This is a genomic window from Ralstonia edaphi (assembly GCF_958350185.1).
In the GTDB taxonomy this organism is placed as follows: domain Bacteria; phylum Pseudomonadota; class Gammaproteobacteria; order Burkholderiales; family Burkholderiaceae; genus Ralstonia; species Ralstonia edaphi.
In genome coordinates this window covers 185,064-210,329 of the sequence record NZ_CATWHI010000004.1, presented here as the reverse complement: position 1 = coordinate 210,329, position 25,266 = coordinate 185,064, and the positions used below count along the sequence as shown (strand labels likewise).

Here is a 25,266-nt window from a genome sequence, read left to right as displayed (position 1 = left end):
ATGCAAAATGGCCAGCCGCGAGGCAACGAAAGAAGGACGGGAAATAACAACGCGAACACGCCGCGCATATGTTGGATGCGGCAGCGTTGCAAATGAATAACAAGGGGGTCAAGTCCGACTGGCGAAGAAGGGATCAAACGGGGATCATTTCGCCACATCCGTCTTCGGGCGGATGCACACGGACCGATGCGGGGTGTCCGAGCCGGGGGGCTGGCGCACCGCATGTTTGCCGTACTTACGGGAGAGCGCACCGCGAGGTGCGCTTTTTGTTTTTGTGCGCTTGCCCGAAAGCCTCAGGCGCCGGCTTCCGCCGTTGCCAGTGTGGCGGGCGTGACCGACACGACGTGCTCGACGCCATAGCCGCGTGCCACCCATGCATCGATCCCGCCATGCAGCGGACGCACGCGCTTGAAGCCGCGGCCCATCAGCGTGCGCGCCAGCATCACGGCCGACGCCTCGTTGGGGCAGGCGCAGTAGATGATGATCTCGCGATCCGGGCCGTCGATCTCGATGGCGCGGTTGCTGCCAGACATGTCGTACAGCATGGCCCCGGGAATGCGTTGCGGCTGCAGCATGCGCGAACTGTCTGCGCGCACGTCGATGATGACCGGTGCCGCGCCTGATTCGATCAGCGCATGCAGCTCGTCGGGCGAGATGCGCGCCATCTCCAGCATCTTGCGAAAGCGCCAGCGCTGCAGCCAGCGCGCGGCCACATATACCGCCGCCAGCAACGCGATCAGCAGCACGGCGCGCGTGCCCAGCACGTCGAGCTGGCGCAGCGCCTGGTCGATGCTGTCGTGCGCCACGCGGCCCAGCAGCAGCCACAGCGTGGCCCACACCGCCGAGCCCATCAGGTTGTACAGCGCAAACGTGCTGAACGGCGTGCGCATCGTGCCCAGCAGCGCAGACGACACGGTCGACAAACCCGGAATGAACTTCGCGATCAGCAGCATCGGCGCGCCCCAGCGCTCGAACTGCGTGCGCGTGCGCCGCACGCAGGAATCGGGCGACAACGACACGCGGCACAGCAGTGCCATGACGCGCCGGCCATAGCGCTTGCCGGCGAAGTACCACAGGCCGTCACCCAGCAGCGCGCCGGACACGGCGGCGGGCGCAAGCTCCATGAAGTAGAGCGGGCCGTGGAATGTGAGCGCACCAGCCACGAGCAGCGTCGGCACGGCCGGCAGCGGCGCGCCGGCTTGCGTCAGCAGCACATTGAGGAATACGGCAAACGCGCCGTATTCGGCGATCAGGGGAAACAGGTCATGCATGGCAGGGACGGCGGGGGCAGGGCGGGGCGAAAGCGTCTGCCAAGTTACCGCATTCCGGCGCCGCCCGATAGCCATGTCACCGGAATGCGCTCGGCGATCTACGGTTCATGTGGAATTGGCGTGACAATGAACGCTTCACACCGCTTCCACATCCTGCCGCCATGTCTTCTGCAATGCCCATCGACGCTTCCGCTCCCGTGCACGAATCCGGTGCTGTCGCCATTCGTGCGGCGACCGTGGCGGACCTGCCGACCATCGTCGGCATCTACGCACATCACGTGCGAACTGGCACCGCCAGCTTTGAAATCGATGCCCCCGATCTGGCCGAGATGACGCGCCGCTTTCACGCATTGCAGGATGCCGGCATGCCTTACGTGGTGGCAGAAGCTGGCGGCGTGCTGCTCGGTTACGCGTATGCCGGCCCGCATCGCGCGCGGCCCGCGTATCGCCACACGGTAGAAGACTCCATCTACCTTGACGCCGCCGCTCAAGGACGTGGCGTCGGGACGTTGCTGCTGGCGGCGCTGATCCGCGAATGCCAGGCGCGCGGTTTCAAGCAGATGGTGGCCGTGGTGGGTGGTGGTCGCGAAAACCCAGGCTCAGCCAAGCTGCACGCGCGCTGCGGGTTTCGGGAGGTGGGCGTGCTGGAGGCCGTGGGCTACAAGTTTGGCCGCTGGCTGGATTGTCTGCTGATGCAGCGGGCCCTGTGAGGCGAAGGAAGGGCCGCCGCGTCGCACGGCCGGCAGGCCCCATGCCCTGCGGGTCGCTTCAAGAATACGGTCGAGTGTTTGGGTTTCAGTCATTCAGATTGCGTTAGGTTGGCTCAGCGCAGGGCGATCAGATCGTTTTCGTCCCGCTATTTTAGATATTTCTAACATTTTGTCAAGAAATGTCTACCTTAAGTGTTTAGAAATACGCCTTCGGATACGAAAAAACCCGCCGAAGCGGGTTTGCATGTTGAGAGGCGGGCGCGTGCAAGCGCTCAAAAATCGCCCATGCCCGACCGGTATTTGACGCGGCCAACGATGTCGATGTGTTCCAGCTGGTCTGGTGTCACGATGAACGGATCGTGCTTCTCCTTGTTGTCGCTCACCACCCGGATCGAGCCGTCGGGCAGGCGGAACAACCGCTTCACCAGCATCTCGCCGCAATACACGAGGGCAAACACGCCGCCGCCCGTGGGGATGCGCCGGTCCGCCTTGTCGACGACCACCGTGTCGTCATCGAACAGGCGCGGCTCCATACTGTCGCCCTGCACTTTCACCGCCACGAGGTGCTTGGGGCTGGCGTCCAGCCTGCGGACGTAATCGGCCTGGAACGGCAGCGGTTCTTTCTCTTCAACATGCCAGGTTTCCCGGCCGTTGCCCGCGGAAAGCGCCACGTCGACATGCGTGATGAGAATGGTCGTCTCGCTCGGCAGTTCGTCCAGGCTGTTGTACGTGGTGATGGGGCGCGCGGGAAAGCCCTTGCTGTGCGCCGACGCGCCTGCGCTTGTGCGGACCAGATCGCCCGCGCTGCCGCCGGCAGCCTGCGCGGCCGCGTCGGAGAACGGTGTGTCCATCACCCGGTCGGCAAACCCCAGCTTCTTCTCAAGACGGCGGGCGGCAATGTCGCCGATGCTGCGGCCGTCCTGGTAGCTGCGCGAGAGGAACTGCGCGACCTGCGAGCGCGAATACCCATACAGACGCTCGAACGCCGAGCGGTCTCCGTTGACGAGGGTCTGGATCCAGTAGGTCAGCCACTGGCGGCGGTTGTCGTAGATGTCCATGGGTCGCATTAGAGCAAGAAATTTCTAATTTGTGTATTAGAAGTGTCTTGACGCAACAGTTTAGAACAATCTAAACTTCTCTGCACGACCTGCTTCCCGCCTCTGCTCACTGCAGGCGGCCTCGGTCGAACCGAATCTTGTTCAATCCGCGCGCCACGCCGCGCCGACTGGAGCCTCTTCCCATGACCGTCCCCCAAACTTCGATGGATGCTTTTCGACGTAACCGCGCCACGTCCACGGCCAAGCTGCAGTGCGACCGTATCGCCGACTACGTCGCCCGCAGCGGCACCGCCACGATTGCCGAAATCGCACAGGCGTTGCGCATTGAGAAATCCAGCGTCTCTGCGCGCCGCAGCGAATTGATTGCCGCCAAGCGGTTGGAGCTGGATGAGGAACGCAAATGCGGCGTCACAGGCCGCTGGGTGCAGTCGGTGCGTGCGGTGCGCGCCGTGCCTGAGCAGGTGCCCGTTTTCCAATAGACGCATGCGTCATCGCGTTCTCAAACTGTCCTCCGTAAGTGCGGCGACAGCGCGAGAGACGGTGACGCAACCCGATATCGGCAACAAGCCACGAACATACGAGGACAAGGGACATGGGCATCGAAGACCGTCTGGAGAACTGGAGTCGCGTCGTGCGCGACCCGAGCTGGCAACCGCAGTACTGCGCATCGTGGGCACGCTTGGCCGTTGCCATGCGCGATGCAGAATGCGGCGCGCCGCAAGCCATCGTCAGCATCGACGTGAATGACGGCTGGCTGGTCGAGCAAGCGTGGCAGAAAATTGCCGACCCCGTAGCCAAGCGGCTGCTGCAATATCACTACGTGCACCGCATGCCGGCAGAGATGGTGTGCCGCATTCTCGTGCGCAAGTACGGCGCGTCGCCGCATACGCTCAAGCACTGGAAGGTGCGGCTTGCGAAGGCGCAGTCGATCATGTCGCACGTCATCGATTCGGAAGTTGCTCGCGTGCAGATGACGAAGGCCGTGCGTGCAGCGGCCGCTGCCGTCACTGTGACGGCCGCTCCGCTGGCCGCCTGAAAATTTTTTCGGAATTTTCTCTTCGGCCCACTTGCACGGTTTATATCCCCTTCGTATTCTGTTTCCCAGATGTTCGATTGCCCTCGCGGCGTAACCGGTTCAGACCGAGACATGCACCCCACTGGGGTGCATTGATTTACCCAGACGAAGCGCAGACATCGCGAAACAAAGCCCGCCACGCAGCGGGCTTTTTTGTTTCTCGGCTTCGCTCTCTGACGTATTCCCACGCAATACATGCCTCGATGTCGCTACACGGTGACGAACGGTTCGCGGCTGTCTCAATCCTGGATACAACTCACTCGATCGATCACGCATCGCAGCGCGCATCGATGAAGGCGCTTGTCTTATGGCAGATCTCTCCGACGTTTCCAATGCAGTCGTCACGCTGGTCACCGGCGTGGTTTATCCGAACGGCGCCAGCCAGCCGTCGATCACGGCCAATCCGGTGGTGGTCTACAGCGGCTGGCCCAACATGACGCAACTGAAGACCGACCTGCAAGCCAACAAGGCGCATGTGTCGATCTTTCCGATCACGAGTCATCAACGTCACGCCAACACTGCGTTCTCGGATTGGACCGTCGCCACACCGCCGGCGAACACGCTGGCCTTGAGCGTGACCGCACAGACCGTCATGGTGAACGGCACCGTCAGCACGCCGCAGAACGTTGTGCTGTTGGTGGACGGCCGCGCATATGCCTACGCCGTGCAGGCGAGCGACACACCGGCCAGCATTGCGACAGCGCTGGCTGCGCTGGTGGCTGTTGACCGCCCGGCAACGGCTGCTGGCTCGTCGATCACCATTCCGAACGCGACATACATCTCGCCGCGCGTGGGTGGCATCGGCACGGTACAGCGCGAGACGCGCCGGCAAGAACGCACGTTCCTGATCTCGACGTGGGCGAATGGCGCGGCGCCTCGCGACCTCATCGCGGGCAAGGTCGATGCAGTGCTCTCGGGCATCGTGCGATTGACGTTGCCGGACCAGAGTGCCGCGCTTCGCTATAAGCGCGGTCATCAACACGACGATCCGGCCAATGGCATTTACCGGCGTGACCTGCGCTATGCCGTCGAGTACGCGACCATCGTGACCGATACGGCGTATCAGATTGCGACGGGTGTAGAGAACGTGAACGCCGGCGCGGCGATGGACGGGCAGTTTCCTGTTCGAACACTCGTGCAGTAGCGCAGCCGTGGCCGTATAGCAGTCGAAGTCAACCAACCGTGCCGCCCGTTTCGACTAGGGCGGCTTTTTTTATGTCCGGCCGCCTTTGCGCGGCCTTTTGCTTTTCTCACTCGGAGGCACGCATGCCGATCGTCCAGCAGGGCAGCATCAATACCACTGCACTCATCGTTCCGGACCTGTACGTCCAGATTGTTCCGCCGCAGGTCACCCTGCTCAACGGCGTTCCCACCAACGTGCTCGGCGTGGTGGGCACGGCCACCTGGGGCCCCGTCAACTCGCCGACGCTGATCGGCAACATGGCCATGTACGCGCAGACGTTCGGCGCAATCCAGAACCGCACCTACGATATGGGCACGGCCGTGGCCGTGGCGGTTCAGCAGGGCGCCAACAACTTCCGCTGCGTGCGCGTGACCGACGGCACCGACACCGCCGCCACGGTGGTCGCGCAGACGAACGGCGTGACCTTCACTGCCAAGTACACGGGTTCGCTCGGCAACACCGTCACGGTGGCGCTGGCGGCAGGTTCGGCCGCCAACACGTGGAAGGTGACCGTGGCCGCTCCGACGCTGGCGCCCGAAGTGTTCGACAACATCGGTGCAGGTCAGACCGGCAATGCGTTGTGGATCGCAATTGCCAACGCCATCAACAACGGCGTGAGCGTGATGCGCGGCGCGTCGCAAATCATCACTGCCACCGCAGGCGCCAGCACCACCGCACCGACGGCCGCCACGCTGCAACTGGCGGGCGGTACGGATGGCGCGGCCACCATCACCGGCGCCGTGCTGCTCGGTCAGGACACCGTGCCGCGCAAGGGCATGTACGCGCTGCGCAACCAGGGCGTGTCGATTGCCATGCTCGCCGACTGCACCGACGCAACGACCTGGCCCACCCAGGTGGCGTTCGGCCTGTCTGAAGGCATCTACATGATCGGCACGGGCCCGAGCGGCGACACCATCGCCAACGCTGTCACGGCCAAGAGCACCGCCGGCATCGATTCGTACGCCTTCAAGCTGTTGTTTGGCGACTGGGTGTATTGGCTCGATACCGTCAACGGTGTGACGCGCCTGGTGTCGCCGCAAGGCTTTGTTGCGGGCTTGCTTGCCAACCTGTCGCCGCAGAACAGCAGCCTCAACAAGCAGATCTACGGCGTGGTGGGCACGCAGAAGACGTTCGCCAACCAGAACTACAGCTCGGCCGAATTGCAGGCACTGATCCAGGCCGGCATCGATGTCGTGACGAATCCGGTGCCGGGCGGTGCGTACTTCGGTTGCCGTGCGGGGCACAACACCAGCTCGAACGCGCTCACGCAGGGCGACAACTACACGCGCATGACCAACTACATCGCCAGCACGATCAACGCGGGCATGGGCAAGTACGTCGGCCAGCTGCAGTCCGCCACGGTGCGCGCGCAGGCCGCGGCCACGCTGTCGAACTTCCTCAGCTCGATGGAGCAGCAGGGGATGATCGGCGCGGTCAATGGCGGCCCGGCGTTCTCGGTGCAGATCGATGCCAACAACAATCCGATGAACCGCGTTGCGCTGGGCTACATGCAGGCTGACGTGAAGGTGGTCTACCTGTCGGTCATCGAGAAGTTCCTGGTGAACGTGGAAGGCTCGCAGGCCACGGTGATCCGCACGTCGACGGCAAATCAGTAATACGCGCGTCAAGCGCGTCCCCTCCTCGCATATCAATCAATCTTCCCGCCCCGCACGACGTGGGGCGTTTCTTTTGGAGAACGTTATGCCGATTCAAGGCTACTCCGTCGGTCGCGACTACACGCTGGTGATCCAGACTGCAAGCGGCACGCTGCAACCGAACAAGATCACCGCATTCAAGAGCAAGCAGGACGTAACCGACGTGCGCGTCAAACGTCTGGACGGCATCACCGACCATGTGCGCTTCTTCGACGGCTGGTCGGGTTCGTTCGACGTGGAGCGCCAGGACGCGACGCTCGACAACTATTTTGCGCAGCTCGAAGCGGGCTACTACGCGGGCCTGAACGAAGCGCCCGCGCAGATCTACGAAACGATCCAGGAGGCCAACGGCTCGGTGTCGCAGTTCCGCTATGACGGTGTGCTGATGACGCTGGCGGATGCGGGCAACCGCGCCGGTGACGCCACCATCAAGCAGTCCGTCAACTTCGTGGCTTCGCGCCGCATCAAGGTGTCCTGATGACCAACGTGACCATCACTCCCTCCGAACAGATCATCAAGGCCGCCGCGAAAGAGCTGGTGGTTGACGATGCACTCGGCCGCAAGATCACGCTGCGCAAACCGAGCCCGCTGGCGAACCTCGACTTTGCCAAGGCCGCGGGCGGCAGCGAGCTGAACATGCTGTACCTGGCCGAGGTCGCGCATCTGAAGTTTGTCTGCGCCATCGACGGTGAACCGATGCCGACGCCAGCCTCGGAAGCCCAGTTGCGTGCGCTGTATCAACGCCTGGGCGAAGAGGGCAACGAAGCCGCGCAGCGCGGTGTGGCGGCCAGCTTCATCAACGTTGCCACGTCGGAGTCCGAGCTAAAAAACTCCTGACGAACGGCCCGTTTCACGAGGCGATGTGGCTCGTGCATAACGGTGTTCCGTTCGACGTGGCGTTTTCGCTGGACGACACCATGCGGCAGGCGATGGCGATCAAATGCAGCGAATTCCATGGCGCGCAGTTCGACCTGAAGACGATGTCTTTCAAGGAGCGCGAATGAACCTTTCGTTAGCAGAGATGGCGCGTCGCCTGACCGAGTTGGAGGCGCGCGTGCCGCAAGCGTTGTCGCAGGGGCTGGACGCGGCCGCTGCGGCACTGGAGTTGGCAGCCAGTGCCAAGGCGGCGGAAAGCGCGGTGGCCGCCGGCCTCACGGATGCGGCGCTGGTGAATGCACTGCGCGATTCCATCGGCCGAGAGGTCAAGGGGTTGGAGGCGGCCATTGGCTCCAACGCCAACCAGGCTGTCGTCCTGGAGCTAGGCAGTGCGCAGACGCCACCGCACCCTTTCCTCGGTGCGGTGGCAGACGCGCAGGCCGACGCGTTGCTAAGGAGTGTGGGCGATGCGGTGACGGCGGTGCTGGAGGGCCGCCCATTGGCTTCCACCGCAAGCGCGCACACGTGAGATCGGTGGCCTCAACAGACGAACAAGGATTCCTATGAGCCTCGATGCTTACAAGATCGGGATACAGATTGCGTTGGTGGACAACGTGTCGCGCGGGTTGTTGGCGATCGCCGCGCAGTTCGAATCCGTCAACAAGAGTGCGGAGAAGTTGGAGACCCGTCTGGAGAGGGTCAAGAAGCTGACCGAGTTCGGCAGCGGCCTGTTCAAGGCCGGCAACGAAGCCGCCCACATGTGGGACAAGCAAGCGGATGCTGCTTCGAAGTACCACGCAGTACTTGAACGGATCAGCCGTTTTGACGCCGGCGCTGCGGCGGCGAACGAGAAGTTCCTCAAAGGGCTCGACATCAAGGGCATGTCGCTCACGGATGTCGGACAGCTGTTTGGTGGAGCACAGACCATTCTGCAGAGTTCGACCCAGGCGCAGGACGTGACGAAACTGCTGGCCCAGGCGCGGACAGCCTTTGGCTCGGCAACCGGCGTCAAGGACGGCGCGCAACTCGACAGCATGGCGCTGACTGCGCTGAAGGTCGCGCAGATGCGCGACGGCGTGATCGGCAGAGACGGCAAGATCGATACGAAGAAGGTGGAAGAGACCTTCAATATGCTCGTCAATACGGCGCTGGCGAGCGGCGGTGGCGTGCTGCCCAAGGACTACCTGGAGGCCATGCAAGGCGGCAAGCTCTCCGGCGCGCTGAAGCCGTCAGAGGCCGCGGTGTTTGGGCTGAAGCAGTTCATGCAAGCCAATGGCGGCTCCAAGGCTGGCGTTGACGCCATGTCGGCGCTCCAAGGCTGGGTGGCAGGGAATATGCCTGCCACGGTCGCGCATGAGCTTGAACGCGTCAAGCTGCTGGACCCGAAGGCCGTGCATCGCGACACGGCAGGGCACATCACCGGTGTGGATGTAACCGGCATAGCGGACGCGCGGGCCTTCACCGAGAATCCGCTTCAGTACGTGACGAGTGTGATCGTGCCGGCGCTGCAGAAGAGCGGATACAGCGGAGATGCGCTCAACACGAAGTTGGGCAACCTGCTCGGCATGAAGGACGAGAAGAACATCCTGGAGCAGCTTCAGCGTGACAAGGAGTGGGCCGGGTTGTACCTCGCGAATGCCGGAAAAGGACCTGGCGCAGCAAAGCTCTACGAGAAAAACAACGAAGGGCTGGAAGGCAAGCTGAAGGACTACGAGGCCAAGAAGACGAACCTCAATATCGCGCTTGGCGAACATGTTTTGCCGTTGGCGATTTCAGGGTTGGAGAAGTTCAATGGCCTGATTGAGCGCATCACACACCTTGCACAGGAGTTTCCGGGCACAACGAAGGCGATCATGGCGTTCGCCACGGGACTCGCTTTTCTGCACAAGGTCATCTCCACGCTGTCGGTGCCTGTGCCGGGCGGCGGTGTGAAGGGCAGCGGTGGTTTCGCACGCGGCGTGGCGCGTATTGCGAAATCGGTAGCCAGCAGCGCGGTTCGCCTGGGAGCTGGCGTGGGGCGGGCTGGCCTGTCTGTGCTTCGCGCTGGGGGTGGACTGGGCCGCGGTCTGCTGAGCGCTGCAGGAACGCTGATGGAATCGCCGCTTGCGTCGAAGGCGCTGGGAGTGCTGGGGCGGGGTAGCGGCCTTATCAGTGCGGCATACGGCGGCTACAAGCTCGGTGGCTACGTCAACGACAACGTCATCAGCCCATTGATGGAACGCGTCAGCGGGGTCAAGGGTGCGACGCTGGGCACGTTTCTGTATGACGTACTTCACGGAGACGCTGGCAAGAAATTGCCAGCCACCAAGCCGGACTCCAGCCATGGCGCGAGCGCGCCCAGCACCGCCGTGAAGGTCGCCGAGCCCAAGCTCGTCTACCTCAAAGGCGATGTGACCATGGATGGCCGTACGGTCGCCCAGGTGGTCTGGAAGCAGATCGAAGGCCAACTGGCGCGGCCGCAGACTGGCTCCAGCAACTTCAATACCGGCATGAACCTCATGCCATCCGGACTCTGATCGACCATGCCCGACTTCGCTCTTAAACTCGGAGACTTCCAGTTCAAGGATCTGGAAGTCCCTGAAAGCATCCCCTTCGGCGGGACGCAGAAACTCGCCATGCACGACCTGGTGGGCGGCACGCGCGTGATCGATTCGATGGGAGCGTTCTGCGGCCCCGTCGAATGGTCCGGGTGGCTGCTCGGCAAGGATGCGTTGGCGCGCGCGCGGCAGTTGGACGATCTGCGCGAACGCGGCGCATCGTTGTTGCTGCAGTGGTCCGAAATCTACTACGCCGTTGTCATCCGTGACTTTCGTGCGGATTTTCAGCGCGCCTACAAGATCCCATACAAGATCACCTGCGAAGTGGCGAGCGATCTGTCGAAACTTGCAGGCAGTGATGCAGACCAGAGCATCGATGGCCAGATCAAGAGCGATGCCGCGGCCGTGACGGACATGGGTAGCGCGATTGGCGACGGCACGTTGTCTGGCCTGATTGATTCGGCCAACGCGGCGATCGATACCGTTGCGAGTTTTGCCAACGCAGCGCAGTCAACACTCAGCAACGTTCTGCAGCAAGTGACAGCGGTGCGTGATCGTGCTCAAGCGCTGATCGCGTCAGCCAATACCACGCTGACAAAGGTGACGACGCTGGGCGGCATCCTGCCGAATAACCCGGTATCGCAACAGGTGGAAAAGCTGGCTGGCCAGATGACGTCGGCATTGAACCTGCCGGTGCTGGTTCAGCTTGACCGTGTTGCCGGCCGCATGCAGAAGAACATCGAGTCCGTTTACAAGAGCGCCAAGCATGTGGTGACGGTTGGTGGCGATCTCATGAAGATGGCGGCCAAGGAATACAACGACGCGATGGCGTGGACGAGCCTGGCAAAGGCGAACCCGGATCTCATGTGGGACCCGCTTGTGCAAGGTGTGAAAAACCTGATCGTGCCACCCAACAAGGACCGTGCCGGCGGCTTGCCAAAACCCTAGCGAGCCGCTTTCATCAACAGACAGCCCCGCAACGCGGGGCTTTTTTCTTATGAGCCTGAACAAGCTACCCGTGATACCCGATGTGCGGCAGCCCCGCACCATCGTCAAAGTGGGCGGCGAACGTGTCGCCGCGTGTGTGAGCTGGTCGGTCCTGAGCAATTCGTACGAGCAGGCGGATACGTTCCAGGTCACGTTCGCAACAGCTGCCTTGCCGCCAGATCGCGATGCGAACTGGTTTTCCGGTCAGCCTGAATTGCTGGTCGAGATCTTCGCCGGCTTTCCGTTGAACCCCGTGCAGTACGACGAGGCCAACCTTGAAAGCCTCATCTATGGCCGTGTCGACACCGTCGAACTGGATCCGGTTTCGGCTCAACTCACGCTGAGCGGCCGCGATCTGACTGCGCTGTTTATCGATGAAAAGGTGACGTTGCAGTTTCAGAACATGACGGCATCGAAAGTGGCTGAAAAACTGGCGGCCGCACACGGCTTGCAGGCCATCGGCCCGGAGACGAAGCGGCCGATCGGCAAGTCTTACGCGCACGACAACGTCAGCCTGACGGCGCAACGCACGGAGTGGGACCTTCTGGCCGCGTTGGCGCGTGAGGAGGACTTCCTCTGCGCGGTGAGTGGCAAGACGCTCTACTTCGGGCCTCGCTTGCAAGGGCCCGCGCTGCCCTACGAGTTGCGATGGACGATCGGGGAGAAAGGTAACCCGGCCGCCAACGTGTCGAGCTTGCAATTGTTGCGTGATCTGACGGTTGCCAAGGGCGTGACGGTGGAGGCGCGTTCCTGGAATGCGAAGCAAGGCAAGAAGTTCACGGCCCGCTACAGCAACGCGCCTGGCGGTGGCAAAGGTCAAAAGCCGACCCACACGGTCGAGCGCAACGGGCTCGACCAAGCCGGAGTCAAGCGCCTGGCCAGGCAGAAGTACGACGAAGTCGCACAGCACGAAATGAAGCTGCGCGCCCGCCTACCCGCAGACCATCTTCTGACGACCAATGACATGCTCCGCCTGACCGGCACCGGCACGAACTTCGATCAGGACTACCTCATCGACAGCGTCACACGCACCATGAGCCTGACCGATGGCTATGTGATGGAGGTGTCGGCCAAGAACATCAACAAGGACACGAGCCAATGATCCAACAGCTTCGCAACCAGATGGTGCTCGCCGCGATGATGGCGCAGTCGAATCGCGCAGAGAACCGCATGGGCATCGTCACTAGCTACGACCCGGGGACGGCCTCTGCGCGCGTACGCCTCCAACCTGAAGACCCCGCCGACCCAGCGCGCTCGCTGACCGGCTGGATGCCCGTTGCCACTGCCTGGGTCGGCAATGGCTGGGGCATCGATGCGCCGGTCAGCCCGGGCGATCAGGTGGAGGTGCAGTTCGTGGGCGGCGACATCGAGAACGGCGTCATCTGTGCACGCCTGTTCAGCGACCTGGCGCGGCCTACAGGTGCGCAGTCTGGCGAGTTCTTCCTGACACATGCATCGGGTTCCAGGCTGCAGTTCCACAACGACGGCACGGTCACGCTCATCAGTTCGGGCACGCTCGTCAGCCAGGCGCCGCAGTGGAACCACACGGGGCCTGTGCAGATCGACGGTGCGCTGTTGGTCACGCAAACCATCACGGGTCAGGCGGGCATGGCCGTCTCGGGCAACAACGGCACGGGCAACTCGATGAGCATCAGCGGCAATACGCAGTTCAGCGGCCAGGTGTCGGCGAATGGCCATCGCATCGACGACACGCATCGCCATACCGGGGTGCAGCCCGGGTCCGGCAATACAGGGAGCGTGGCATGACGCAACAACTTCTGAGCGATGTGAACCACTGGGTGGGCGATGACATCGCTGTGTCGCCCACCGGCGACCTTGGTCTCGCCAGTGCAGACCTGCGGACGCAGCAGCGCATCGTGCGGCGCCTAGTCACCAATCCGGGTGACTACATCTTCCACACCGACTACGGCGCAGGCCTGCCGCAGAAGATCGGCGAGACGCTCGACGTGCCGGCGCTGCGCGGCTTGATCCGCTCGCAAATTCTGCAGGAAGCCGGGGTGGCGCAGGACCCAGAGCCGCGGGTTGACGTCACGGCCATCGCTGGCGGTGTGAGTGTGCGCATTCTGTACAGCAGCGCAGTCACGCGTGAGCCGGTGTCTCTTCAATTCAATGTGAGCAAGTGATATGTCCATTCAGACGCAAGACTGGGTGACGCTCGTGCGCAACCAAGTGGCCGCCATCCAGGGCTACGCCAAGGTGCTGGTCGACCTGACCGTCGGATCGGTGCTGCGCGCCGTCGTTGAGGCCAACGCAGCGGTCACGGTATGGCTGCAAGGGTTGATCCTGCAGGTGCTGGCAATCACCCGGGCGGCAACCTCAAGCGGTTCCGATCTCGATACGTGGATGGCCGATTTCGGTTTGACACGCCTGGCCGCGGTGCCGGCCACGGGAAGTGTCACGTTCTCGCGCTTCACGGTCACGCAGCAAGTGGTGGTGCCGCTCACGGCTGTGGTACAGACGGGCGACGGCACGCAGCAGTTCAACGTGGTGGTCGATACGACCAACCCTGCCTACAGCGCCACGCTGGGCGGCTATGTGATTGCAGCCGGTACGGCGAGTGTAAATGTGCCGGTGCAAGCTGTGACGCCCGGTGCGGCGGGCAATGCGGTGGCGGGGGCGGTGTCGACGATCGTCGGCGCGATCTCCGGAGTGGACACCGTCAGCAATGCAGCGACGTTCGTGAATGGGGCGGATGCTGAGCCTGACACCGCGTTCCGTTCGCGCTTCATTGCTTACGTAGCGAGCCTGTCAAAAGCCACGAAAACGGCCATCGGCTCGGCCATCGCCAGCGTCAAGCAGGGGTTGACGTACGTGATCCTGGAAAACCAGACCTATGCCGGGTTGCCGCAGAACGGGACTTTCATCGTGATCGTGGATGACGGCACGGGGGCGCCCACGTCTACGTTGCTCGCCAGCGTGAGCAACGCCGTGGATGCCGTGCGGCCGGTGACCAGCACGTTCTATGTGTATGGGCCCGTCGTCGTGAACGCGACGGTCTCCATGAGCATTACAACCGCCGCAGGCTACACGCACCAGGCGATCACGGCGCAGGTGCAGGCGGCGCTGCTGAACTACATCAACAGCCTGCCGTTGGGTGCGGCGTTGACGTATTCACGACTGGCGCAGGTGGCGTATGACGCGTCGCCGGCCGTCACCAACGTCACGAATACGCTGCTCAACGGCAGCACGGCAGACCTGCCGGCCACGAGCCTGCAGGTCATCAAAACCACGGCCAACTCGATCATGGTGACGTAATGGCAACCGGTGACCAACAAGACATCTTCGCGCGCATCCGCGGGTATCTGCCGCGCTGGTTTGGCGACGCCGCGCAGTCGCCGATCATCAACGGGCTGCTGCAGGGCCTGGCTTACAGCGGTGCCTACGTCTACACCCTGTATGCCTATGCGAAGCGGCAGACGCGCATCCTGAGCGCCTCTGATGGCTGGCTCGACATGATTGCGGCGGATTTCTTCGGCCTGTCGACCAAGCGCAGGGCCGGGCAGTCCGACGCATCGTTTCGCGCCAACATCGTCGCCAACCTGTTTCGTGAACGCGGCACGCGCAACGCGATCATCCGCGTGCTGACCGATCTGACCGGGCGCGCGCCGACCATCATCGAACCGAGCCGACCCGCAGACTGCGGCGCTTACGATGCGCCGAACAGCGGCTACGGCATGGCGGGTGCGTACGGGCAGGTCTCGCTCACGTATCAGGCCTTTGTGCAGGCGTATCGGCCGCTAGGCAGCGGCATCCCCAACGTGGCCGGCTACAGCATCGTCACCACCGGCTACAGCGCGCCGTCGCAGGGCGAATACGTTGACGCGTCGATGAGCAGCAACACCGTGTCCGACGCTGACATCTACGCCGCCATCGAATCGGTGCGGCCCGCGGCCTCGATCATCTGGACGCGCATCAGCTCCTAGGTGCGCACATACGCTTTCCCAACCACCGACAGCCCGGCACTACGCCGGGTTTTTTCTTTTGGAGAACAGTCTTGGATCGTCAGATTGTCTACAGCGGCCAGGTGCCGCAAACCACGGACCTGCTGAACACGAACCGGCAGACCATGATCGCGCTGGCAAAGCTCTGCGCCGATCTGTTCGGCACATCCACCGTCATCTCGGGTCTGGGCTGCGTGCCCACCACGCCCACATCGATGAGCGTGACCGTCAACCCCGGGCAAATCTATCAGCTTGCCAATGTGGACGGCACGCCGTACAGCGCGCTGCCGCAAGATGCTGCGCACAGCCTCCTGAAGCAGGGCATCCTGATGGACGCGCAGTCCTTCGTCCTCTCGGCGCCGGCCACGTCGGGCTATAGCCAGAACTACCTCATCCAGGCGGCCTATCTTGAGAGCGACGTCAACAACGTCGTGCTGCCGTACTACAACAGCGCGAATCCGTCGCAAGCGTTCAACGGGCCGGGCGGCAGTGGCAATGCGCAACCGACCACGCGGGCGGGGCAAGTGTCGTTGCAGCTCGTGGCCGGCACCGCCGCAGCCACCGGCACGCAGACGACGCCTGCGGTGACGGCCGGCTATGTTGGCCTGGCGGTTGTCACGGTGGCCAACGGCCAGAGCACGATCACCAACGCCAGCATCGTCCCGTATCCGAACGCGCCAACGGCACCGACGGGCGGCTTTCTTGCGGCCATTGGTGAGCGATATTCCAGCATTCAGAACGTCGCCATATCGAGCACGCTCAGCACGGCGGCGCTCGGCGCACTGGTGAACGTCACGGCCACTGGCCAGACCGTCACGCTGCCCCCCGCATCGAACTGCCCCAACGGCACGAGCATCTGCGTGACGTACATGCAGGCGAGCGGTTCGACGACCGTCACGCGCAATGGCACCGATACGCTGGCGTTCGGCCAAGGCAGCAGCGCAAACAGCCTCACGCTCAATCCGGGCGAGGCGGTGCAGTTTGTGTCGGATGGTGTGGGTGGTTGGGTGAGTGCCAGCAAAGCGCCAAGCTTCGATTTGGGCAATGGTTTCGATTTCGCTACCGCTGTTCAGGGAGGAACAGCAAACGCCCTATACACCCCAAACATCTCCAAATCTAAGGGCGTGTATTTGATCTTCCCCTACAACACTGGTTGGACGCTCTCAAACGCTGCAGGCTCTTACTTCATGACGGCGTTCGGAGAATTCGTGTCTGGGAGCGGTACCTGCACATCCATCAACATTCAACAGTCGGGTGCGATGTCCTACGACCAGTCTCCGTTGGTCTTGCGGATTACAAGCGGAACAGCAACCGTGCGGTTTGGGCTTAAGAACAACGGTAGTACTCCCGCCGGGCAAGGAACTGTCACGATTACTCCCGGTAGCAACGGAATGGCGTTCACTTCATATAGGATTGCATAATCATGGAAAGCATTTACATGGAAATGCCCTTGCTTGGGCTCTTGGTAAATGGAGTCTACGCACGTGGGGATGCCGTGCCCAACGACCGTGATAACCCGGTCTGGCGGGAGTATCTTGAATTCCTGAAGCGCGGCGGCGAGCCACTGCCTTTTGATCCAACTATGGAATGGACGGATGGTCGATGGGTCGAAAATCGGGCAAGAAAGGCGGAACGATTTGCAACGCTTAAGTCTGCGCAAATCGAGAAGATGCGCATCGCTTGTGAAACCGCGTTGGTAGCTGGTTTCATTTCTTCGGCATTGGGTAGTGCTCGCACGTACCCGTCACAGGATGCTGATCAGCGCAATTTCCTCAATGCGGCGCTCGGTGCCGAAGGTCAGTCCCCGAGTTGGTCTACACCGCTGTGGTCCAGCGATGAAGAAGGTTGGTCGTTGACTGATCACACCGCCGCACAAGTCCAGCAGGTCAACGCGGACTGGCTGGCTCACCGCGTCGCTGCGCAGCAGAAGTACGCCGACCTGATCGCAAGGATCAACGCTGCAACCAGCATTGCAGAGGTGCAGGCCATCGACTGGTAAGCACATCCATCTCAGCAACACAGCCCGCCTTTGCGCGGGCTTTTTCATTTCCGGGAGACACCATGTCAGAACCCATTACCAGCACCGCCGCAGCGGGGGTTGCCGGTGCGGCGGCCTTCAAGGCGCTTGGCGGGTTCGCAGCCGTGGCCGGTGCTGCGACTGTGCTCGCCACCATCGTCGTCATGGTCATGACGTTGCCGCGCGCTCGCGGCGAGTGGGCGGTTGCGCTGATCTCGACCGTCATCGCCAGCCTCGGCGGCGGCGCCACCGTCATCCAGTACTTCGGAGTGGCGCATTGGATCGGCTCGGCCAACGGCGCCATGGCGCTCGGCGGCGTCTATTTCGTCTGCGGTCTGCCCGGCTGGGCGTTTGTGCGCTGGGTCTTCAACTTCATCAACAAGCGGCGCGATGCCGACCTCGCCGAGGTCGTCGACGACGTGCGCGAATCCCTGCATAAGGCAAACCATGGCTGAACCGCTTCTGACCGCGGCGCAACTGCGCGTCGTCATGCCCAACGCCGGCGGGCGCGCCGATGTGTTCGCCCCCATCCTGGCAGACGTGTTGCTCTTCCGACAGATCAACACGCCCGCACGCATCGCCGCGTTCCTCGCCCAGGTCGGGCACGAATCGGGACAACTGCGTTACGTGCGCGAACTGTGGGGGCCGACACCTGCGCAGCGCGGCTATGAAGGGCGCTCCGATCTCGGCAACACGCAACCCGGCGACGGCAAGCGCTATCTCGGGCGCGGCCTCATTCAGATCACCGGACGCGCCAACTACCGTGCCTGCGGCATCGCGTTGGGCCTCGACCTGGAAGCGCAGCCCGAGCTGCTCGAGACGCCCGCGCACGCCACGGCATCGGCCGCGTGGTTCTGGCTGACCAACGGGCTCAACCGCTTTGCAGATCAGGACACCGACGCCGCATTTGTGCAGCTGACGCGCCGTATCAATGGCGGCACGAATGGCCTGGATGATCGGCGCGCGCTGTGGTTGCGCGCTCGCGCTGTGCTGACTGGAGGGACTACGTGATGAGCCTGCTCGACCCGCGCTTCTGGGCCGGCGCCTTCCTGGCGCTGGTGCTCACCTTTGGCCTCGGCTATGGGGCTGGCGATCTGCATCGGCTTCGGGCCGAGCGATCCCACGCGTTGCAAGCCAAGGTGGCCGCAGCGCAAACCGAAACGCGCCAGGCCAACGTCAGCGCCCAGGTGATTGATCAGGCCGCTCAAGCTCAGACGCGCATCCAGACCGTCTTCCGAGACCGCATCCTTTACCGAGACCGTGAGGTACCCCATGAAATCGTTGTGCACGACGACGCTGCTTGCCGCATCCCAGGCCGTTTTGTCGGCATGTGGAACTCCGCCAACCGCGCCGAGCTTCCCACCGCCGCCGGCCTCCTTGATGAAGCCGCCAGTGGCGTTGTCCTCTCTGACGTTGAAGCCCAGCACGAGCGCGAGGCCGAAGCTTTCCACAGCAACGCCCGGCAACTGAAAGACTTGCAGGATTGGGTGACTCAGCAGGAGGAGGCCGCGAAGCCTCAATAGAGAATGGAGAAGAGACCGAGCTTGCTGCGCCCGGTCAGGCTCAATCAATCGATGATGTCCGCGCAGGCGTCGGTCGGCGCGGCCGCCACATGCCCGACCAGCGGCACCATCTTCAGGCCCGCCGATGCCACACGGCACGGCGCGGCCACCACACCGCAGCCGGAAATGCAGGCAGCACCAAGCAGGGACACAGCGAGCAGAAGACGTTTCATCGTGCGTGAGTTCGAAAGCGAATGCCGCGCAGTGTGACACAGAGTCCTTCGCCAACCTGTGCGCGTTTGTATCGGGAAATGACAATCTGTGCGCGTTCCAAAACCATGATGCGATGCGTCAGAACGCAACAATGCGACACGTTCGAAGACCGCACAATGCTGACTTTGGGTGAAAAAGTCACATTCTTTATTTGCGCAAACGAACCCACTAGCCCTTGCTGCAGGCCGCAAAGCCACTGTTGATGCGGGTTTTCCCGTAATTTCACATATCGCAACAATAAATTGTCTGTCGCGACATTTATTGTCTGAACAGGCTCGCCTACGATGGGTTCATCGAATGCGGCGCCGCAGCGAAAAAAGAAGATCCAGGAAACGCCCGGATCACCTGCCCGACGCGCTGCGCCCATCTGGAGAAGACATCATGAAAGCCCAACGCACCCTGATCGCTGCCCTGATCGCCCTGGCAAGTGTGCCGGCCCTGGCAGCAGCCAAGTTTGACGTGTACACGCAAGGCGCCGCGCAAGTCGGCCAACGCTTCGACGTGTATTCGGATGGCGCCAAGGTTGGCGACAAGTTCGACCCGTACACGCAAGGCGCCAAGGTCGGCGACAAGTTCGATCCGTACACCCAAGGTGCCAAGGCCGGCAGCAAGTTTGACCCGTACACCGAAGGCGCCGTGGCTCGCGTCGGCAAGTTCGATACCTATACCGAAGGCGCCAAGGCTGGCAGCAAGTTCGACCCGTACACCGAAGGTGCACTGGCCCGCGCAGGCAAGTTCGACACCTATACCGAAGGCGCCAAGGCCGGTAGCAAGTTTGATCCGTACACCGAAGGCGCCGTGGCCTGAGCCCGGTTTCTTCCGCAAGAACGCCCGCACACAGCGGGCGTTTTTATTTGCGTCACCGGAAAGCGCAATGATTGCGAACCGAGCCGCCGTCGCCGCGTCTCACTCTCATCGCAACCAGGAAGCCATGATGATTCGTTTCCGTCGTCCAACCCGCTCCCTCCAATGCCTTACGCTGGCCGCGGCCGCCATGCTGGCCGGCTGCGCGACCGTCACCCCCGGCCCGTTCCAGATCACCGTGCGTGATGCCGACGACACGGTGCTGGAGCAATTCCAGTTCCAGGCCGGCTCGCAGGGGTCGCTCGAGACCGCCATGATCGGCATGTGCCGCGTGTATCCGGACGCCACCGTCATCGCGGAGCAGCTCTCAACGCACGAGCGTCTGCAGGAGCGCTGCAAGCGCTCGTTTGCTTCCATGCTGTCGCCGTCCTGATGCGGCGCTGAAGCGGCTACCATGTCGCCTCTCGGCTGGCGTTGCCGGCCTTGTGTGAACACTCCCGAGGCACGCACCTGAGGCGCATGTGAACCCGCAAGACAAGTCCTCCGAGATTTCCCAGCTTTCCCGCTTCGCCGCGACGCGACCGCGTCTGCTGTCTGCGTTCGCGCTGGGCGCCGTTGCGGTCGCCATTGTGCCGGCGCATGGTTGGCTCGCGCGCCTGCTGCTCGGCTGGGACATCGCCGTGTGGGCGTACCTGATGCTGATCACGGTGATGATGTTGCGCGCCGATCCGCACCGCATCCGTGCCGTTGCCCGCCGTGAAGACGAGCGCGCTTCTGCCGTGCTGGCGGTGGTCTGCCTTGGCGTGGTGGCCAGCATGGTAGCCATTGCGTTTGAACTGGCTACAGCCAAGTCGGCGGGCCATGCGCAGACGTCGCACTATGTGTTTACGGGCATCACGGTGCTCGGAGCGTGGCTCATGGTGCCGATGATGTTCACGGTGCACTACGCGCATCTGTATTACCGTGCGCCGCACGAGCCGCCGCTGCGGTTTCCCGACGAGCAGCTCGAGCCTGATTACTGGGATTTCCTGTACTTCTCCTTTACGATCGCGGTCGCCAGCCAGACGGCTGACGTCAGCATCCGTTCGGGCGCCATGCGGCGGGCGGTGCTGGGGCAATCGCTGCTGTCGTTCTTCTTCAATACGAGCATCCTCGCGCTCTCCATCAACATTGCTGCCGGCCTGTTTTCATGACGATGCTGCCTCCCGAGCTTCCCCCCAACGCACACACCCGCACCATCAATGCTGTCAGCTACGTGCTGGTGGCGGCCATGATCGCGGCCGTGTTGTGGCTGCATTTGCTGCCGGCCGCCATTGCCGGCTTTCTTGTGTATGCGTTGGCACGCAAGCTCGAGGCACGCCTGCGTGAGCGCCGCACGCTGTCTCTGCGCGCAAAGGCGATTGCGGTGATCTGCGTGTTTGTGATCGCCGCGCTCATTCTTGCCGGACTTGGCATCGGGATTGGCCGCTTGGTCGAGCACGGACATGGGCTCGAAGGCATGCTCACGCGCATTGCCGACGTGCTCGACAACCTGCGCGAATCGCTGCCGGCAGCGGTGGTCAATTACGTGCCGCAGTCGGTGACCGAGCTGCGTGTGCAACTGGTGCAGATGATCAAGGAGCACGGCCATCAGGTATCGACGCTCGGGATCGACGGGTTGCGTGCCAGCGCGTTGATGCTGGTTGGGCTCATCCTTGGTGCAATGGTGGCCTGGTCGGATACGCTGGACCCCGAGCACCACAAGCCGCTGGCTGCAGCATTGGTGAGCAGGCTGAGCCGGTTGACGGATGCGTTCGAGGCGGTGGTGTTTGCGCAGGTGAAGATCTCCGCGCTCAACACCGCGCTCGCCGCCCTCTACCTGCTGGGCGCGCTGCCGCTGTTCGGGCAGCACGTGCCGTATTCCAAATCGCTGATCCTGCTGACCTTTGTGGCCGGGCTGATTCCTGTGGCGGGCAACCTCATCTCCAACACGGCCATCGTGGTGATGAGCGTGACCGCTTCATTGGAGCTGGCGGTGGCGTCGCTCATCTTCCTGGTGGTGGTGCACAAGCTGGAGTACTTCGTGAACGCGCGCATCATCGGCAGCCGCATCGATGCGCGCGCGTGGGAGCTGATCCTCGCGCTGATCGTGATGGAGGCGCTGTTCGGCGTGGGCGGCGTGATTGCCGCGCCTGTGCTGTACGCCTATATGAAGCGCGAGCTGACGGACGCCGAATTGATCGGCTGACGCGTTACGCGTTGATGTGCGGGGTGACCCGCCAGCGCCCCCGCGCTGACGGCATCGGCAGAAAAGAGCGCGCCCTACGGGACGAGGGGCGCGCAATAACTCGCTGACCGAGAGACGTCAGCGAGCCGAGGGTCGGTACACGGGGACGAAGCGGGCGGCGGGCGCGTGGCGTTGCCGGTGACATCCACGGCTTCGGACGTGACGAAGCAGCAGACGACCCGGTCGTCGAGCAGGGCCTGATAGAAAAGGTCTCCCATCGCGCGGCATAGCGTTCCCGTTAGCAGGATCATCATGGCTCCCCTCCCATGTTGGCCGATGTGCGGCATCCTCGATGCTGGTCATCGGTCCGGGTTGCGGATCGTCGGGCGTGTGAAGCGGCTCACGCATCGGGTTCCGTCAGGCCGTCGGCACTGGCGCCTGATTGATGTTTTTGGCGTCGTGCTGCAGTCCATGCTGGCGAGTATAGAAAGCGTCTCCTGAGCGGCCATGCTCCGAACGGAGTAGCCCCGCGCGAGAAAACGGCTAACACGTTAGCTGCCTGCCAGGGCAAGCTGGGTAAGGGTTTGCGGGAAGATGCCCCACGTTTTGGCGAAACCGGCGCGGCGTGGGGTGACGCTTCTGCCCCGACAATAAATTGTCCGGTTTGCGCTAATCGTTGTCGAATTTGCGGTAACACGCCTGCACCGTTTAGGCGCAAGATTGAGCGCTTCCTCGCCTCAACCTCGTGACCTCAAACATCATGCAAACCACCGCAAACGGCACGGCCGCTGCATCGGCGACGCCCGCCGCGCAGGCCGACAAGACCGGCTTTGGCGTGATCGGCGCCATCAGCTTCGCGCACTTCCTCAACGACATGATGCAGTCGTTGATCCTGGCGATCTATCCGCTGCTCAAGGGCAATTTCCATCTCGATTTTTCGCAGATCGGGCTGATCACGCTCACGTATCAGATCACCGCGTCGCTGCTGCAGCCGATGGTCGGGCTCTATACCGACAAACACCCGAAGCCGTATTCGCTGGCGGTGGGCATGGGCTTTACGCTGGTGGGGCTGTTGCTGCTGTCGGTGGCGCCCAACTTCGGCACGGTGCTGCTGGCGGCGGCGCTGGTCGGCACCGGCTCGTCGATCTTCCATCCGGAATCGTCGCGCGTGGCGCGTATGGCGTCGGGCGGTCGTCATGGGCTGGCGCAGTCGCTGTTCCAGGTGGGCGGCAATGTGGGCAGCGCGATGGGTCCGCTGCTCGCGGCAATCATCATCATGCCGTATGGGCAGCACAGCCTGGCGTGGTTCTCGATCGCTGCGCTGATCGCCATCTTCGTGCTGTATCACGTGGGCGGCTGGTACAAGCGTGAACGCGCTGCAGGCCATGGCCGCAAGGCAGGTGGCCGCGCACATGCAGCGGTCAAGCTGTCGGGCGGGCAGGTCGCGTTTGCGATGACGCTGCTGGTCGTGCTGCTGTTCTCGAAGTACTTTTACCTGGCGAGCCTGAACAGCTATTACACGTTTTTTCTGATCACCAAGTTCCACCTGTCGGCGCAGACGTCGCAGCTGTTCCTGTTCCTCTTCCTGTTCTCGGTGGCGGTGGGCACGATCGTGGGTGGTCCGATTGGGGATCGCGTGGGCCGCAAGGTCGTGATCTGGGTGTCGATCCTCGGGGTGGCGCCGTTCACGTTGCTGTTGCCGTACGCCAACCTGTTCTGGACGGCTGTGCTGACGGTGATCATCGGGCTGGTGCTGGCCTCGGCGTTCTCGGCCATTCTCGTGTATGCGCAGGAGCTGATTCCCGGCAAGGTCGGGATGGTGTCGGGCCTGTTCTTCGGGTTTGCGTTCGGGCTGGGCGGCATTGGCGCTGCGGTGCTCGGCAAGCTGGCCGATGCAACCGACATCTACAACGTCTATCACCTGTGCTCGTTCCTGCCGCTCATCGGCTTGCTGACGGTGTTCCTGCCGGATATCGAACGCAAGCGCCAGCAGGCGGCGTAACGCGACACACGTCGCACACGGATGCAGCGCGGCGGACGTCCCCTCCCGGACGATCCGCCGCTTTGCTTTCTGCTGTTGGGCGTTACTTCTCGACGGCGTGGGTCGGGCCCGGCCACACGCCGGTCATCTCGATTTCGCGCCGGCCGGTCAGCCATTGGCCGAGCGGGCTGGGCCAGCGGAACGAATAGTTGTCGCTGTTCACAATGCCCTGGAATTTCACGTCGACCTGGATGTCGCTCGCGTTGAGCGGGATGTTCGCGACCGTTTTCGAGATGCCGCCGCTGAGCGAAAACTCATCGCTGCGCGGGCCTTGCGGCGTGTTGAAACGCAGCTTGATGTGCGTGACGTAGGTGCAGCCCGGCTTGTTGTTGAAATAGATCTCGAAGCCGCCCAGGCGCGTGATCCAGTTCGGGATCAGCAGGTTGCCGTCGAACGACGCAAAGGTGTAGGCCACCGGAATGGGCGCGGGCGCCTGCTTGCCGGGCTCGAACGGCCACAGATGCTGGTCGACGCTCTTGGTCTGGTTGACCGACACGAACGAGCCCTTGCCCGTCGCGCTGCCGAGCATGTCATGCACAGCGCCCGCCGAGCCCGTGATCGAGAACGACGAGTTGTTGTCTTGCGAGCCCACGTTCAGTCCGCTGTTGGCCAGGATCACGCTGGTCACCACGCCGAAGCCCTGCGCGATGTTCCCGCCCGAACCCATGCTGACGGACTGCGCCTGCTCGGCGAGCCACCTGATCGTCTCGGGCCGGGTGAGCTGCGTGAGATCGCTGATGTACGACTCCGAAGCAATGCCGAATTCCGAGGCGATCGACCCGACCGCCGAGAACTCCCATTTCACTTCCACCCCTGCGTTGATCTTCGTGCCGCTTTCAGGATCGGTGGCCGAGCCGTCGAGCTTGACGTTGGTTTCGGTGCGGTGGACGTTGTTGGTCGACAGCTTCCATTGATTCGGTACGGTGCGCGTGTTGATCGCCACGCCCGGCGTTTCCGGCTTGACGGGCGTGAAGTCGCCGGTGTCGGGCGACACAAAGCCGACGGCGCCGGGTTTGATGGTGGGGGCGAGCGTCCAGTTGCCCCAGTAAGCTGCGCGGCCGTTGCGGATGAGGTCGGTGAAGGCGCGATTCCATTGCATGGTTGCACTC

The 25,266-nt window shown here is 62.8% G+C and carries 30 protein-coding genes; 26 read left to right on the top strand and 4 right to left on the bottom strand.

What is annotated here, in order from left to right; genetic code table 11:
- Positions 1–293: 293 nt before the first annotated feature.
- Entirely contained in the window at positions 294–1,271 is a 978-nt protein-coding gene (locus R2669_RS15790) for a DedA family protein/thiosulfate sulfurtransferase GlpE (protein ID WP_316901134.1), read from the bottom strand.
- Positions 1,272–1,432: 161 nt separating this feature from the next.
- Between R2669_RS15790 and R2669_RS15785 the strand changes: the two genes are divergently transcribed.
- Positions 1,433–1,981: a GNAT family N-acetyltransferase gene (locus R2669_RS15785; RefSeq protein ID WP_261797131.1), complete on the top strand. Its 549-nt coding sequence runs from the start codon at positions 1,433–1,435 to the stop codon at positions 1,979–1,981.
- A gap of 272 nt (positions 1,982–2,253) precedes the next feature.
- On the opposite strand, the gene R2669_RS15780 is transcribed toward R2669_RS15785, so the two are convergent.
- Positions 2,254–3,039, bottom strand: a complete 786-nt coding sequence (locus R2669_RS15780) for a S24 family peptidase (protein ID WP_186829297.1) — start codon at positions 3,037–3,039, stop codon at positions 2,254–2,256.
- Between the two features lie 182 nt (positions 3,040–3,221).
- Between R2669_RS15780 and R2669_RS15775 the strand changes: the two genes are divergently transcribed.
- From R2669_RS15775 to R2669_RS15680, 20 genes are all read left to right on the top strand, one after another.
- A complete protein-coding gene (locus tag R2669_RS15775) occupies positions 3,222–3,518 on the top strand; it encodes a hypothetical protein (protein ID WP_316901132.1) in 297 nt (98 codons plus the stop codon).
- A 113-nt stretch (positions 3,519–3,631) separates the two neighbouring features.
- Positions 3,632–4,075 (top strand): hypothetical protein, encoded by a 444-nt coding sequence (locus R2669_RS15770; RefSeq protein WP_316901131.1) that lies wholly within the window; start codon positions 3,632–3,634, stop codon positions 4,073–4,075.
- A 346-nt stretch (positions 4,076–4,421) separates the two neighbouring features.
- Complete coding sequence (locus R2669_RS15765; RefSeq protein WP_316901129.1) at positions 4,422–5,258, top strand: hypothetical protein; 837 nt, start codon at positions 4,422–4,424, stop codon at positions 5,256–5,258.
- A gap of 122 nt (positions 5,259–5,380) precedes the next feature.
- On the top strand, positions 5,381–6,913 hold the full coding sequence (locus R2669_RS15760; RefSeq protein ID WP_316901126.1) for a phage tail protein: 1,533 nt from the start codon (positions 5,381–5,383) through the stop codon (positions 6,911–6,913).
- An 85-nt stretch (positions 6,914–6,998) separates the two neighbouring features.
- Positions 6,999–7,430, top strand: coding sequence for a hypothetical protein (locus R2669_RS15755; protein ID WP_027679910.1), 432 nt, complete (start codon positions 6,999–7,001; stop codon positions 7,428–7,430).
- Complete coding sequence (locus tag R2669_RS15750; RefSeq protein ID WP_316901124.1) at positions 7,430–7,789, top strand: hypothetical protein; 360 nt, start codon at positions 7,430–7,432, stop codon at positions 7,787–7,789. The genes R2669_RS15755 and R2669_RS15750 overlap by 1 nt, the downstream gene beginning before the upstream one ends.
- A 32-nt stretch (positions 7,790–7,821) precedes the next feature.
- Positions 7,822–7,956, top strand: a complete 135-nt coding sequence (locus R2669_RS15745) for a hypothetical protein (RefSeq protein WP_257878166.1) — start codon at positions 7,822–7,824, stop codon at positions 7,954–7,956.
- Positions 7,953–8,357: a hypothetical protein gene (locus R2669_RS15740; protein ID WP_316901122.1), complete on the top strand. Its 405-nt coding sequence runs from the start codon at positions 7,953–7,955 to the stop codon at positions 8,355–8,357. The genes R2669_RS15745 and R2669_RS15740 overlap by 4 nt, the downstream gene beginning before the upstream one ends.
- Positions 8,358–8,457: 100 nt before the next feature.
- Positions 8,458–10,344, top strand: a complete 1,887-nt coding sequence (locus R2669_RS15735) for a phage tail tape measure protein (protein WP_316901120.1) — start codon at positions 8,458–8,460, stop codon at positions 10,342–10,344.
- Between the two features lie 6 nt (positions 10,345–10,350).
- Positions 10,351–11,313: a LysM peptidoglycan-binding domain-containing protein gene (locus R2669_RS15730; RefSeq protein WP_316901118.1), complete on the top strand. Its 963-nt coding sequence runs from the start codon at positions 10,351–10,353 to the stop codon at positions 11,311–11,313.
- Complete coding sequence (locus R2669_RS15725; protein WP_316901117.1) at positions 11,288–12,454, top strand: phage late control D family protein; 1,167 nt, start codon at positions 11,288–11,290, stop codon at positions 12,452–12,454. The genes R2669_RS15730 and R2669_RS15725 overlap by 26 nt, the downstream gene beginning before the upstream one ends.
- Positions 12,451–13,119, top strand: coding sequence for a phage baseplate assembly protein V (locus tag R2669_RS15720; protein ID WP_316901115.1), 669 nt, complete (start codon positions 12,451–12,453; stop codon positions 13,117–13,119). The genes R2669_RS15725 and R2669_RS15720 overlap by 4 nt, the downstream gene beginning before the upstream one ends.
- Complete coding sequence (locus R2669_RS15715; RefSeq protein ID WP_147215481.1) at positions 13,116–13,496, top strand: phage tail protein; 381 nt, start codon at positions 13,116–13,118, stop codon at positions 13,494–13,496. The genes R2669_RS15720 and R2669_RS15715 overlap by 4 nt, the downstream gene beginning before the upstream one ends.
- Before the next feature lies 1 nt (position 13,497).
- A complete protein-coding gene (locus R2669_RS15710) occupies positions 13,498–14,628 on the top strand; it encodes a baseplate J/gp47 family protein (RefSeq protein WP_316901113.1) in 1,131 nt (376 codons plus the stop codon).
- Positions 14,628–15,296 carry a hypothetical protein gene (locus R2669_RS15705; protein ID WP_316901111.1) on the top strand — a complete coding sequence of 223 codons (669 nt, stop codon included), beginning with the start codon at positions 14,628–14,630 and terminating at the stop codon, positions 15,294–15,296. Before R2669_RS15710 ends, R2669_RS15705 begins: the two co-directional genes overlap by 1 nt.
- 71 nt (positions 15,297–15,367) lie before the next feature.
- Complete coding sequence (locus tag R2669_RS15700; RefSeq protein ID WP_316901109.1) at positions 15,368–16,735, top strand: hypothetical protein; 1,368 nt, start codon at positions 15,368–15,370, stop codon at positions 16,733–16,735.
- 2 nt (positions 16,736–16,737) lie between these two features.
- A complete protein-coding gene (locus R2669_RS15695) occupies positions 16,738–17,313 on the top strand; it encodes a DUF4376 domain-containing protein (protein ID WP_316901107.1) in 576 nt (191 codons plus the stop codon).
- A gap of 62 nt (positions 17,314–17,375) precedes the next feature.
- Entirely contained in the window at positions 17,376–17,786 is a 411-nt protein-coding gene (locus R2669_RS15690; RefSeq protein WP_186829296.1) for a hypothetical protein, read from the top strand.
- Positions 17,779–18,342, top strand: coding sequence for a glycoside hydrolase family 19 protein (locus R2669_RS15685; protein ID WP_316901104.1), 564 nt, complete (start codon positions 17,779–17,781; stop codon positions 18,340–18,342). Before R2669_RS15690 ends, R2669_RS15685 begins: the two co-directional genes overlap by 8 nt.
- Entirely contained in the window at positions 18,342–18,854 is a 513-nt protein-coding gene (locus R2669_RS15680) for a hypothetical protein (protein WP_147215469.1), read from the top strand. Before R2669_RS15685 ends, R2669_RS15680 begins: the two co-directional genes overlap by 1 nt.
- Positions 18,855–18,898: 44 nt before the next feature.
- Here R2669_RS15680 and R2669_RS15675 read toward each other — a convergent pair whose 3' ends face one another.
- Entirely contained in the window at positions 18,899–19,066 is a 168-nt protein-coding gene (locus R2669_RS15675) for a DUF6726 family protein (RefSeq protein WP_175402352.1), read from the bottom strand.
- 421 nt (positions 19,067–19,487) lie between these two features.
- Between R2669_RS15675 and R2669_RS15670 the strand changes: the two genes are divergently transcribed.
- The 5 genes from R2669_RS15670 to R2669_RS15650 all read left to right on the top strand — a co-directional run bounded on the left by R2669_RS15670 (position 19,488) and on the right by R2669_RS15650 (position 24,118).
- Positions 19,488–19,913, top strand: coding sequence for a hypothetical protein (locus R2669_RS15670; RefSeq protein WP_147215468.1), 426 nt, complete (start codon positions 19,488–19,490; stop codon positions 19,911–19,913).
- 127 nt (positions 19,914–20,040) lie between these two features.
- Complete coding sequence (locus tag R2669_RS15665) at positions 20,041–20,343, top strand: hypothetical protein (protein WP_316901477.1); 303 nt, start codon at positions 20,041–20,043, stop codon at positions 20,341–20,343.
- 88 nt (positions 20,344–20,431) lie between these two features.
- Complete coding sequence (locus tag R2669_RS15660) at positions 20,432–21,103, top strand: DUF1345 domain-containing protein (RefSeq protein WP_316901101.1); 672 nt, start codon at positions 20,432–20,434, stop codon at positions 21,101–21,103.
- Positions 21,100–22,137, top strand: a complete 1,038-nt coding sequence (locus R2669_RS15655; RefSeq protein WP_316901099.1) for an AI-2E family transporter — start codon at positions 21,100–21,102, stop codon at positions 22,135–22,137. Before R2669_RS15660 ends, R2669_RS15655 begins: the two co-directional genes overlap by 4 nt.
- Positions 22,138–22,876: 739 nt before the next feature.
- Entirely contained in the window at positions 22,877–24,118 is a 1,242-nt protein-coding gene (locus tag R2669_RS15650) for an MFS transporter (RefSeq protein WP_206274689.1), read from the top strand.
- 82 nt (positions 24,119–24,200) lie between these two features.
- Here R2669_RS15650 and R2669_RS15645 read toward each other — a convergent pair whose 3' ends face one another.
- Positions 24,201–25,256 (bottom strand): hypothetical protein, encoded by a 1,056-nt coding sequence (locus tag R2669_RS15645; protein WP_316901097.1) that lies wholly within the window; start codon positions 25,254–25,256, stop codon positions 24,201–24,203.
- Positions 25,257–25,266: the final 10 nt, after the last annotated feature.